This window comes from Mycolicibacterium vaccae NBRC 14118 = CIP 105934 (assembly GCF_001552715.1).
GTDB lineage: Bacteria > Actinomycetota > Actinomycetes > Mycobacteriales > Mycobacteriaceae > Mycobacterium > Mycobacterium vaccae.
The window spans coordinates 36,940-47,914 of sequence record NZ_BCRS01000022.1 but is presented as its reverse complement, the minus strand read 5'-3'; the positions used below and the strand labels follow the sequence as shown (position 1 = coordinate 47,914).

Below are 10,975 nucleotides of genomic sequence, written 5' to 3'. Positions count from 1 at the left end.
AGACCGGCCGCGCAAGAACCCCGGCTTAAAAGCCGTGACTCTCGTTCGGACAGAAGAGGACATCCGCGTTAGCGGAGTTCCCTCTGGAGTGGCGCCGCGCTCTCCGGGTTTCTGGCCCGTGTCGCGGCGACTTCGATAAGTTACGTCAGGGATAACTCAGGAGTCAAATCACCTGGTAGAGCGCGTTTTCGAGGTGCGCTTCCAGTCACGGCCGGCGGGGCGGCCGAGCGACCCGATCAGCTTCAACAACGCAGAGTCCGGACGTGTTCCCGCCGCATCGATGGAGGTTGACCTGGGAATTCACCGCGCCATTCACGCCATTCGCTCTATTCCGGCGATGTTGCGCTTGCCGCGGCGGAGCACCAACCACTTGCCGTGCAGGAAGTCCGACGGCTGCGGTGACCAGTCCTCTGTGGTGACCCTCACGTTGTTGACCGACACCCCGCCCTCGGCGATGGTCCGGCGGGCCGCTCCCTTACTCGCGCAGAGTCCGCTTGCCACAAGGAGATCCGTGATCGCATCGGGTTCACCGGCCGCCAGCGGAGCCACCGATGCCTCTCTCAACGCTGCCGCGAGGGTGGGCTCGTCGAGCTCGGACAGCTCGGCCCGGCCGAACAGCGCCTGGCTCGCGTGCTCGACCGCCAGCGTCGCCGCCTCACCGTGCACCAGGTTGGTGAGCTCGCGGGCCAGCCGGCGCTGGGCGGCTCTTTCATGCGGGCGTTCTTCGGTCGCCTGCTCGAGCTCGCGCAGTTCGTCGGCGTCGAGGAAGGTGAACCACCGCAGGTAGGACACCACGTCGGCATCGGCGGTGTTGACGAAGTACTGGTACCACGCATAGGGGCTGGTCATCTCCGGGTCCAGCCACAGGCTGCCCCCGCCGGTGGACTTGCCGAACTTCTTGCCCTCGGAGTCGGTCACCAGAGGTGTGGTCAGGGCGTGGACCGCGGCCCCCGCCTTCTGCCGGACGAGCCGCACCCCGGCGATGATGTTGCCCCACTGATCGGACCCGCCGACCTGCAACGTGCAGCCGTAGCGCTGGTGCAGTTCGACGTAATCGTTGGCCTGCAACAGCATGTAGCTGAACTCCGTGTAGGAGATGCCCTCGCCTTCTAGCCTGCGGCGCACGGTATCTCGGTCCAACATCACATTCACCGAAAAGAATTTGCCCACGTCACGCAGAAACTCGATCGCCGACAGTTCACTCGTCCACGACAGGTTGTTCGCGACGACGGCACCGGTCGGGGAATCGTCGAACTCGACGAACCGCTCGAGCTGACCGCGGATCCGGTCGGCCCAGTCCGCGACGGTGTCCGCCGTGTTCAAGGTCCGCTCCCCCACCTCGCGTGGGTCGCCGATCATCCCGGTGGCTCCGCCGGCGAGCACGATCGGACGATGTCCGGCCTGTTGGAAGCGCCGCAACGTGAGCAGCGGGATGAGATGACCGGCGTGCAGGCTCGGCGCCGTGGGATCGAAACCGGAATACACCGTGACCGGCCCCTCGGCCAGCGCTTCGGCCAGTGCGTCGCGGTCGGTGGACTGGGCGATCAGGCCGCGCCAGTCCAACTCATCGAGGATCTTCGAGGTGCTCGTAACGCTCACCTGGTCGATCTTCCCGTATTAGTCGCTTCCGCCCGGCACCGGTGCCCGTGGACTGCGCCGGTACGCCGACACCTCGGGGTGGTCCGGCAGCCACATCCGCCACGGCCGATCGGCAGCCTTACTCACCCCGACCCGCGGCCCGGTCTGGCCGACCTGCAGCTCACTGAGCTCGAGCCGGACCGGGGACTGCGGATCGAACAGGTCGATTCCGTTGTCGTCCATGGTGATCCCGAGGGCCGAACACAGATTGCCGGGCCCCCGCGCGAGTGCGACCTCTCGCACCGACGTGCCGCGACGAGCCCAGGCCACGTCATGACCGGTGTCGATGACCGCCGCGCGCAGCAGTACCGCGGCGGCGACGCCGTCGGCTGCGCACACGACGTTGGCGCAGACGTGGATGCCGTGGCTGCGGTAGGTGTAGAGCCGGCCGGGCGGGCCGAACATCACCGAGTTGCGCAGCCCGGGTCCGCGGAACGAGTGCGCCGCCGGATCGGGCCAGGGCCCGTCGGCGGGGCCGCCGTACGCTTCCACCTCGACGATGGTCGCGGTGACACCGCGGCCGGTCAGCCCAGATCCCAGCAGTAACCGCGCCGCGGTGAGGGGATCGACGTCCAGGTCAGCTCGGAGCACCGACGACCAGAACCGGCCTACGCCTGTTCGGCGGCCGACATCAAGCGCTGATGCTCGTCGTCGTCGACGGTGACGGCCTCGTCCACGAGGAGCACCGGGATGCCGTCGTCGATGCGGTACTTGCGCCGCAACCGGGGGTTGTACAGGGCGTCGCCGGTGTAGACCAACGGCCCGCGGTCCTGCGGGCAGACCAGGATCGCCTTGAGGGTGTCGTCGAGAGCCATCGGGTCAACGACCCGGCATCGGGAAGATCGTGTCGCCGTCCTGGATCATCGGGTTGCCCTGGCCGGGCGCCCAGGACGGACCGATCGGGCCCATGCCGGTCTGCGGGCCCGGCGCGGCCGGCGCCTGCTGCTGGGCGCCCTGCGACTGGGCCATCACCTTGCGCTGGTAAGCCAAGGTCGCCTTGAGAGCCTCGATCAGCGGCTTCTGGTCCGGTCGCCTGTCGAGCGCGGCGACGATCGCCTGCTGGTTTGCGGGGGACGCCCGGAATCCGCGGGCCCGCAGTGTCATGACTTGGTCGATGAGCTTCGAGAGCTGGCCGCCGCCGGCGCCGAGATCGTAGTCGCGGGCGACGATGGCGAGCGCTTGATCGGCGGTCATCATGCGAGGCTGACCCGGCTGACCCGGCTGACCCGGCTGCGCGGGCTGACCTGGCGCCGCGGGACTCGGCTGGACCGGGGTTGCGGGTTGCGCCGTCGCCGTCGGCGCGACACCGATGATCAGGCCGAACGCCAGCGCGGCACCCGTCAGCGCTCCCGTCGCCACGCGGTGCATCGGCGAACGGTTGGTGTTCTGCGACGTCATCTCATCCTCCAGCGCGTTGGCGCGGCCGACCCGAGCAGGCGACAACCTGCCACTCGAAGACCCTAACAGTGCACCGCGAGGCGGGCGTCACTGCTGACCGCCCGCGAACTCGCTGCGCACGGCAGCGGTCAACCGCTTGTACCGACTGCTATCGGCGTCCAGGTACCAGGCGTTACGCGACGCCTTCGGGACCCCTTTCGCCTGCAGCGGTCCGGCCAGCGGCCGGAAGGTCGCGGTCAGGTCCATGTCGGGAACGACATGCACGATGTCGGGACCGTGGCCGACCGCCAGATCGGCCAGTGCTTCGGACAGATCCGCCGACGGGATGCTCCCACCCGGGCGCAACGCCAGCGCGGTGACGGCCAGGGTCCGCCCGTCCACGTCCACGGCGTAGGTGACCGCCATGTCGACGGCGCCGAGCCGGCCGACGGCGTCGTTGACGGTCGCGGCGAACACCGGTCCGCGGGTGGTGTGGATCACCGAGGCACGGTTGTCGACCAGCCAGTAATCGCCGTCCTCGTCCCGGCGGAACAGATACTCGGTGGACACCCACGTGTCGGCAGGGGCGAACACGCCGCGCTTGACCGACGCCAGTGGGTCCACCGGTCCGCGCGGGTGGGCGAGCAGCACGCCCACCTCACCGGCCTCGGCGCGGCGGACGAAACCCTGCTCGTCTTCGAGGATCACGTCGTCGACGGGGTCGTAGGCGGCCAGCGCGATCTCGCCGCCGCCGGGCAGCGGTCGGCCCTTGCTGCCGATCTTGGCGCCCTTGACGTTGGCCAGCACTGCTTGGCCGTCCGTGGTGGCGAAGAACTCGACGACGTTGGCCGGCTCGAACACGTCGACGACTCGTTCCCACAGCCCGGCCGGCATGCCGGAGCCGATGAACAGCCGGATCGGATGGCTGCCGTGCAACGAGAACGCCGGGTCGTCGATGACCTCACGCAGCATCGCCCAGGTGTAGGACACCACCGTCACGCCGTACTGCCGGATCTCCTGGACGAAGCGACCCGGGCGCAGTTCACGCGACAACGCGACGCGGGCACCGCCGACGACCGCGCCGCCGAGGCTGACCAGCAGCCCCGACTGGTGGTGCAGCGGGGTCAGGCAGTACACGGTGTCGCTGCGGCTGAGGTTGGCCGCCGACGCCGTGCCGAACGCCGACAGTGCCCAGCGGTAGTTGGTGATCTGGCGTGCCACCAGGTTTCCGCTGATGGTGCTGAAGCCGATGAAGGCGAGGTCGCGGGCCAGCCCGGGGTTGGGCCGGTACCAGCCCGGCAGATTCACCTGGTCGGGGTCGATCTTCTCCATGTCGACCACGTCGGCGTCCCCGGCCAGGTCCAGGTCGCGGGATTCACCGCCCCCGAGCACCAGTACCCGCATGCCGAGTCGGCGCGCCACCTCCAGATTGGTCGGGTCGGTGATGATCTCGGTCACCGCACCGAGCCGCGCGGCCTCGGCGAAGTCCGCGTCGGGCGGCATGAGCACGGCCACCGCGCCGAGCCGGGACAACGCCGCGATCGCCACCAGCGCGCTGGGTCTGGTCTCCATCAGCACGGCGACCCGCGCGCCCTGCCGCACGCCGACCCCGATCAGCCCGCGCACGACGTTGTTGATGCGCCGGTCGACGGCTTCGTAGGTGTGCACCCGGCCGTCGAACAGCAGCGCCTCGCCGTGCGGCATATCCCGCGCCTGTTCGCTCATGATGCGGCCCAGCGAGATCCGGGTGTGGTCGTTGACCTGTCCGAGACGGGCCAGGCGGGGCAGGGTGCGGGCGGTCTCGACGGCCAGGGCGCGCGCCGACTTGTTCGCCGCGACGAACGCGTCGGCAGCCGAGCGGGCCAGGGTGAACGCCATCTCGGTGGCCGCGGTGGCGCTGTGCGTCAACCGCGAGGTCAGCGAGACTCCGCTCTCACTCGGCTCGGACGGCTGCACGGGCATCGGTGTGACGCCGTCGGGCATGCTGCCGCCGCCGTCGAGCCAGCGCACCCACTCGGCCACCGTCGGCCAGGTCTGCGTCGCGGCCTTGGACCCCACCACCAATCCGAAATGGCCCGCGCGGATCAGGAACTCGTACACGTCGGCGCGGGGTGCGGCACGCTTGATGCCGCGCACCGACGCCGGCTGGCCGATGTCGTCGACCTCACCGATCACGGCGAGCACCGGGCAGTCGATGTCCGACAGGGTCACCAGGTCGCCGTGGATGGAGAAGCCGCCGGTCATCATCCGGTTGTGCGCGATGAACTGCTTGAGCAGCTCGGAGATCGCCGGCCCCGACCACGCGATCCAACCGTCGGAGGCCAGGAACCGCCGCTGCTGCTCGCGGGGCAGCAGCGCTTCGCGGTCGTGGAGCTGACGCAGGAAGTCCAGTCGCGACTGGGCCGTCTTGACCGGATCGAGCATCTGGAATCCGGTGCGCGCCAGCCATCCCGGAATGTCGATGCGGCTGAACACGTGGTCGGCCATGAAGTCCGCGGCCGCAGGCGCCAGGCTGGCGGGCAGGTTCATCGGCAGCGCCGCAAGCGTGTCGACGGGCGAACCGAACGCCACGATGCTGGCCAGATCCTTGGCCCGGCGGTACGCCGCGGTCTGGTAGGCGAACATCCCGCCCTGCGAGTAACCGGCCAGGTGCACGTCACGACCGGTCACCGTCTTGACCGTGTCGATGGCCTCGCTGAGCGCCACCACGTGGTCGGCGAGGTTGCGCTGCATGCCGCCTTCGACCTGATCGGGCGAGCCGAAGTCGATGACCCACGGGTCGATGCCGGCCTTGTGCAGGATTCCGACAGCACCCTCGTCGCGGGTGACGTCCCACATGTCGGCCGACATCATCATCGGGTGGACCATCAGCACCGGGGCGCCCACAGGTGTGTTGCCCGGGCGGGTGTCGGGCGGGAAGTAGCGACGGAGCCGGTACATCGGCACGCTCTCGATGATCTGGAACGGCGAGGGCACGGCGCCGGTCTCCAACCCGCCGTAGCGCAACACCTCGATCCCGTTCTGAGCAGTCGCGACCAACCGTCCGACCGGCCGGGTGATCGCCGAGAGATCCACCACTGCTGACTCCCCACTGTGAGTATCTGCTCAACCCGACTGCCGCCGACATCATGGCACAGCCCCCATGGCTGTTCCCGGCTAATCGGGCAGCCGTCGATTGGGTGCCGTCGGGGCCTACCGGCTAAGGTCGGCGGGCGATGGCACACCTGCTCGGAGGCGAAAACCTCCACCTGGAGTACCCCACCGGGGTGGTCTTCGATTCGGTGACCGTCGGAGTGAGCGAAGGCGACCGCATCGGCGTCGTCGGCCGCAACGGCGACGGCAAATCCACCCTGCTGGGTCTGCTGACCGGACGTATCGCGCCGCACGGCGGCCGGGTGACGCGCCGTGGCGGTCTGCGGGTCGGGGCGCTGGACCAGGCCGACACACTGGACCGCGAGCGCACCGTCGGTTGGTCGCTGGTCGGTGACCAACCCGACCACGTGTGGGCCGGTGTGTCGAGGGTCCGCGACGTGATCGGTGGTCTGGTCTCCGACATCCCGTTCGACGCCGAGGTCGGAACCCTGTCGGGTGGTCAGCGCCGCCGCGTCCAGCTGGCTGCGCTGCTGATCGACGACTGGGACGTCATCGCGCTCGACGAGCCCACCAACCACCTCGACATCCAGGGAATCACCTGGCTGGCCGCGCATCTCAAGCAGCGATGGGCCCGCGGATCGGGCGGGCTGCTGGTGGTCACCCACGACCGGTGGTTCCTCGATGAGGTGGCCAACACCACGTGGGAAGTCCATCCCCCCGGCTCCGGCCGTACCCAGGGCAGCATCGTGGAACCGTTCGAGGGCGGCTACGCCGCGTATGTGCTGCAGCGCGTGGAGCGTGACCGCCAGGCCGCGGCCGTTGAGGCCAAGCGACAGAACCTGATGCGCAAGGAGCTGGCCTGGCTGCGTCGCGGCCCGCCCGCACGGACGTCGAAGCCCAAGTTCCGGATCGATGCCGCCAACGCGTTGATCTCGGATGTCCCGCCGCTGCGCAACAGCGTGGAGCTGTCCCGCGCGGCGATGGCCCGGCTGGGCAAGGACGTCATCGACCTGCTCGACGTGTCGGTGAGCTACCCGGCAGGGGCCGAGGGATCCGCGGACCGGGAAGTGTTGCGCGACATCGAGTGGCGGATCGCCCCCGGTGAACGCACCGGCATCCTCGGCGCCAACGGCGCCGGGAAGTCCACGCTGCTCGGTTTGATCGCGGGCACGGTGACGCCGACCTCGGGCCGGGTCAAGCGCGGCAAGACCGTGCAACTGGCCGTCCTGGACCAGGAATCCCGTGAGCTGGAACCGCTGGCCGGCGACATGGTGCGCGAAGTGCTCGCCCGCCTGCAGACGACCTACCAGATCGACGGCAAGGACGTGACGCCCGCTCAGCTGCTCGAGCGGCTGGGTTTCGCCCGTGAGCATCTGTCCGCGCGGGTCGGTGAACTCTCCGGCGGTCAGCGCCGCCGGCTGCAGTTGATGCTGGTGCTGCTGTCGGAGCCGAACGTGCTGGTGCTCGACGAGCCGACCAACGACGTCGACACCGACATGCTCACCGCGACCGAGGATCTGCTCGACTCCTGGCCGGGCACCTTGATCGTGGTCTCCCACGACCGCTATCTGCTTGAGCGCATCACCGACCAGCAGTACGCGATTCTCGACGGTCGGCTCCGGCATCTGCCGGGCGGCATCGACGAGTACCTCCGGCTCTCCGCGGCACAGCCGGAGAGCACCGCACCCCGTGCGAAACCAGCAGCTGTCACCGAGGGGCTGTCCGGCGCCGAACTGCGCAGCGTGGAGAAAGAGATCTCGTCGATCGACCGGTCGCTGGCCAAGCTGGCCGACCGCATCAAAGCCAAGCACGACGAGATGGCCGCGCACGACCAGTCCGATCACGTCGGGCTCGGTCGGCTCACCGCGCAATTGCGCGAGCTGGAGAGCCAAGTGGCCGAACAGGAGTCACGCTGGCTAGAGCTCTCGGAACATTTCGAGAGCTAGATGAACTCTCTGCTGCGGCCGTTCGTGCTTTGCGTACGTTACTGGCCGCAGTTGGCGGCGTGCTATCTGCTGGGAATGCTCGGGCGGCGCGGCGCCATCGAGTTGGCGGCGTGGGCCGGCCATGACAACGACGTCTGGGCCTCGCTCATCATGCCGCTGGCCGGGCTGGCCCGTCTGGGGTCCTATGTCGCGATGTTCTTCGTGCTGCGGTCTGCGATCCCGGTCCTGGCGGCGCTGCCCCGGAGGTCGGCGCGCGGCATCGACGTGTTCTCGACGGTCATCGTGCCGTTCTTCGCGATCTATCTGGCGTGGAAGCTGTTCGCCGAGGACTGGATCGCGTTCCAGGCACGGGCGCTCGAGTATCGGATCGACGACGCCGTGGCCACACCGGGAGTCACCGAGCTGCACCCGGAGACCCTGCCGGTCAGCGCGCTCACCTGGGCACTGATCTTCGCCGCGCTCGCCCTGCGGTATGCGCTCAGCCGGTTCAAGGACAGCCTGCCCGCCTGGATGATCACCGTCCGGGTCTATGTGGACGCTCTGTGGGTGTTTCTCGGTGTGAGTTTCGCGGCGAGCAAGGACCTGACGTTCTTCATCAATCCCACCGGCTGGCTGGCCGAGCGGCGGATCGTTGTGTGGTTCAACGAGACCCGCGCCGATCTGTTCTCCCACCTGCGTCCTCTGGAGCTGCTCTGGGATACCGCGGCGTGGGCGGTGAGCACCGTGTTCGGCGGCGCGACGATACCGCTGCTGTGGCTGGCGGTCGGTGCGATCATCTACGGCGTCACCATGCCTGAGGACTGGCGCGGCGCCGCGCGCCGGGTCGCAGGCCGACGGGCCGACCGGGTGTTCGAAGTGGCGGCCGCCCGGGAGCATCAGGTGCGGGCCCGGTGGTCGCGCCTGCCCGATGTCCACCGCAGCGAGGCACGGGACTGGGTGCTGTCGCGGCTGGGCAATTACCGGACCATCGTCGACTCGGCGCGGCTCATCCTGCACGGCGGTGTGCTGGCGTTGTCGCTTTATGTGTTGGGCTATCTCGGGTTGGCGTGGTCGGACATGGCGGGCAGTTTCTACCGGCCGGAGGTGCGGGCCGGGTACCTGTTCCGGGGCGTGGCCTGGGCTGTCGGCCCCCATGCCATGTCGTTCTGGGACTGGGCACAACCGGCGCTCGTGTTCGTCTCACACCTGATCATCGAGCCGCTTCGAGTGTGTCTGATCGCCTCCACGGTCGCGTACTGCCTGGAGCACGTCCGCCCGAAGGACGCTACAACAGCATCCGCGCCGTGATCTGGCCGTCGTGGGTGACATCCAGCGCGGTGGGCACCGCATCCGACGGCAGCACGAAGCCGAACTGGATCCGGCCCGGCTTGTCGCACAGCGGTTTGACCCCCTCCGGTGGGATCGGACTGAAACCGCCGACTCCTTCGGCATCCCACCGTCGCTCCCCGTCGGTGAGGACACCTTTGCAGTAGCCCGGACGCGGGGTCCCGGACCAGTCGACGACGATGACCGTGAGCACCGTGCCCTGCGGAAGCTGCGGGCCGAAGCTCAGCGGGGTGCGATTGAGGTACCGGATGGAGTCCACCCTCCAGGTCTGGCCGTCCGCGGTACCGCTGCGACCGTCGGGAATGACCAACTCGGGCGTCAACGTGTTCCGGTAGGCCGCCCACGGCGGTCCGAAATCGAGCGCGACGAAAGCGCTCACCGCACAGGCGACCACGACGGTGCCGACGAGATTGCGCTGCCACAGCGCCGCCATGCGGCTCATTCTGCACTCAGTTCCGGAGGGGTGAGTTCCACATCGCCTGCCCTGGCGATGCGCGGGTCGCCTGCGGGAACATCGATGACCAGACGGGAATCCAGGATGTCGCTGCCCACCCATACCCGCAGGGTGATGGGTTCGGTGGCGTCCGGCGCGACGAGTTCCGAGGCGACGTCGAACACCCAACTGCCGCGTTGGGTGATACCCGGGGAGATCTTTGCCATCAGGGTTTTTCCGAAGAACCGGTCCGACGGCAGGTATCGGTTCGGACCCACGATCAGATCTGCTCGGGGAAGCTCGGTGGAGCGTGTCGCCTCCATGGTGGTGTCGACGACAACCCAGTCGCCGGCCGCCGTCACCGAGTTGACCTGCGGCGCAACACGTACCGAGGTCACCGTGGCGGCGACTGCGCGGCCCTGGACACGGTCGCCCGCCGCGCCGCGGACGTCGAAGGGGCCGTACAGATCGGTGGGCGCCGGGAGGTGGTGCCAGATCACCGCGGCCGCCGAGACGGTGACGACGACCGCGACCGCCGACCACACCGTCCCGAGTTTCACGCTCCGATCGGTCACGACGGCGTTCCCACCGGGAGTTCGGTGACGCCGTAGTCGGTCAGGCTGTCGAGCCACTCCTCCCCGCCGTAGGTGACCATCAGTTGACGGTGGTGCTTCTTCCAGATCCGGATGGTCAACAGGTCACCCGCATCCAGCACGCGGTCGGGGACGAGCCAGGCGAACACGAGCTGCTCGGTCAGCCCGGGCCCCAGGTTCTGGATCGGCGAGCCGTCCCGGAACCGGAAGACACCATGGAACTCCTTGTCGGGCACGTCCCGGACGTCGAGCTCGTTGCGTAGCCGTCCCGGCATCGTCGCATCGTTGCGCAGAGTGGCGACCACTCCCAGATACCTGCGGCCGGGTTTGGCCGTCCCGACAACGCGTCCCCCACCTCGGATCTCCTCGACCAGACGGGCCCGTTCGACGGTGACGGTGAACTGCCCGTCGCTGAACTCCTCCCCCGGCGCGAACGGTGTGGCCTTGGTGTTGACGGGATCGAGACCGCCGAACAGCGCCGCGACCGCCAGAATCGCCGCCAGTGCGGCTCTCCACCAGTGGCTCACCTTGCGCGAGGCCAGCCACCGGCGCGCGGCACGGGTGTCCAT

The 10,975-nt window shown here is 68.7% G+C and carries 10 protein-coding genes; 2 read left to right on the top strand and 8 right to left on the bottom strand.

What is annotated here, in order from left to right; all coding sequences use genetic code 11:
• Positions 1 to 312: 312 nt before the first annotated feature.
• Genes tyrS through MVA01S_RS06855 form a run of 5 tightly spaced genes read right to left on the bottom strand, consistent with a single transcriptional unit; the run spans position 313 to position 6,090 of the window.
• A complete protein-coding gene (gene tyrS, locus MVA01S_RS06875) occupies positions 313 to 1,599 on the bottom strand; it encodes a tyrosine--tRNA ligase (RefSeq protein ID WP_003931981.1) in 1,287 nt (428 codons plus the stop codon).
• Positions 1,600 to 1,617: 18 nt separating this feature from the next.
• On the bottom strand, positions 1,618 to 2,229 hold the full coding sequence (locus MVA01S_RS06870; protein ID WP_003931980.1) for a DNA-3-methyladenine glycosylase: 612 nt from the start codon (positions 2,227 to 2,229) through the stop codon (positions 1,618 to 1,620).
• 17 nt (positions 2,230 to 2,246) lie between these two features.
• Positions 2,247 to 2,453 (bottom strand): Trm112 family protein, encoded by a 207-nt coding sequence (locus tag MVA01S_RS06865; protein WP_003931979.1) that lies wholly within the window; start codon positions 2,451 to 2,453, stop codon positions 2,247 to 2,249.
• Positions 2,454 to 2,457: 4 nt separating this feature from the next.
• Positions 2,458 to 3,081, bottom strand: a complete 624-nt coding sequence (locus tag MVA01S_RS06860) for a hypothetical protein (protein WP_237024379.1) — start codon at positions 3,079 to 3,081, stop codon at positions 2,458 to 2,460.
• Between the two features lie 42 nt (positions 3,082 to 3,123).
• Positions 3,124 to 6,090: an acyl-CoA synthetase gene (locus tag MVA01S_RS06855; RefSeq protein ID WP_040542271.1), complete on the bottom strand. Its 2,967-nt coding sequence runs from the start codon at positions 6,088 to 6,090 to the stop codon at positions 3,124 to 3,126.
• Between the two features lie 140 nt (positions 6,091 to 6,230).
• Here MVA01S_RS06855 and MVA01S_RS06850 point away from each other — a divergent pair, with 140 nt between their 5' ends.
• Together MVA01S_RS06850 and MVA01S_RS06845 are read left to right on the top strand one after the other, a co-directional pair.
• Positions 6,231 to 8,054, top strand: coding sequence for an ABC-F family ATP-binding cassette domain-containing protein (locus MVA01S_RS06850; RefSeq protein ID WP_003931976.1), 1,824 nt, complete (start codon positions 6,231 to 6,233; stop codon positions 8,052 to 8,054).
• A complete protein-coding gene (locus MVA01S_RS06845; RefSeq protein ID WP_003931975.1) occupies positions 8,055 to 9,341 on the top strand; it encodes a hypothetical protein in 1,287 nt (428 codons plus the stop codon).
• On the opposite strand, the gene MVA01S_RS06840 is transcribed toward MVA01S_RS06845, so the two are convergent.
• The 3 genes from MVA01S_RS06840 to MVA01S_RS06830 are packed head-to-tail and all read right to left on the bottom strand — an operon-like array spanning position 9,319 to position 10,975.
• Positions 9,319 to 9,822, bottom strand: coding sequence for a hypothetical protein (locus tag MVA01S_RS06840; RefSeq protein ID WP_110765657.1), 504 nt, complete (start codon positions 9,820 to 9,822; stop codon positions 9,319 to 9,321). The genes MVA01S_RS06845 and MVA01S_RS06840 overlap by 23 nt on opposite strands.
• Complete coding sequence (locus MVA01S_RS06835; protein ID WP_003931973.1) at positions 9,819 to 10,388, bottom strand: hypothetical protein; 570 nt, start codon at positions 10,386 to 10,388, stop codon at positions 9,819 to 9,821. Before MVA01S_RS06835 ends, MVA01S_RS06840 begins: the two co-directional genes overlap by 4 nt.
• Positions 10,385 to 10,975: a hypothetical protein gene (locus MVA01S_RS06830; protein ID WP_003931972.1), complete on the bottom strand. Its 591-nt coding sequence runs from the start codon at positions 10,973 to 10,975 to the stop codon at positions 10,385 to 10,387. The genes MVA01S_RS06835 and MVA01S_RS06830 overlap by 4 nt, the downstream gene beginning before the upstream one ends.

Excerpts from the sequence above, each read along its gene's own strand:
- MVA01S_RS06865 (WP_003931979.1), bottom strand. The coding sequence starts at position 2,453 with ATGGCTCTCGACGACACCCTCAAGGCGATCCTGGTCTGCCCGCAGGAC.
- MVA01S_RS06850 (WP_003931976.1), top strand. The coding sequence starts at position 6,231 with ATGGCACACCTGCTCGGAGGCGAAAACCTCCACCTGGAGTACCCCACC.
- MVA01S_RS06845 (WP_003931975.1), top strand. The coding sequence starts at position 8,055 with ATGAACTCTCTGCTGCGGCCGTTCGTGCTTTGCGTACGTTACTGGCCG.
- MVA01S_RS06840 (WP_110765657.1), bottom strand. The coding sequence starts at position 9,822 with ATGAGCCGCATGGCGGCGCTGTGGCAGCGCAATCTCGTCGGCACCGTC.
- MVA01S_RS06830 (WP_003931972.1), bottom strand. The coding sequence starts at position 10,975 with ATGGACACCCGTGCCGCGCGCCGGTGGCTGGCCTCGCGCAAGGTGAGC.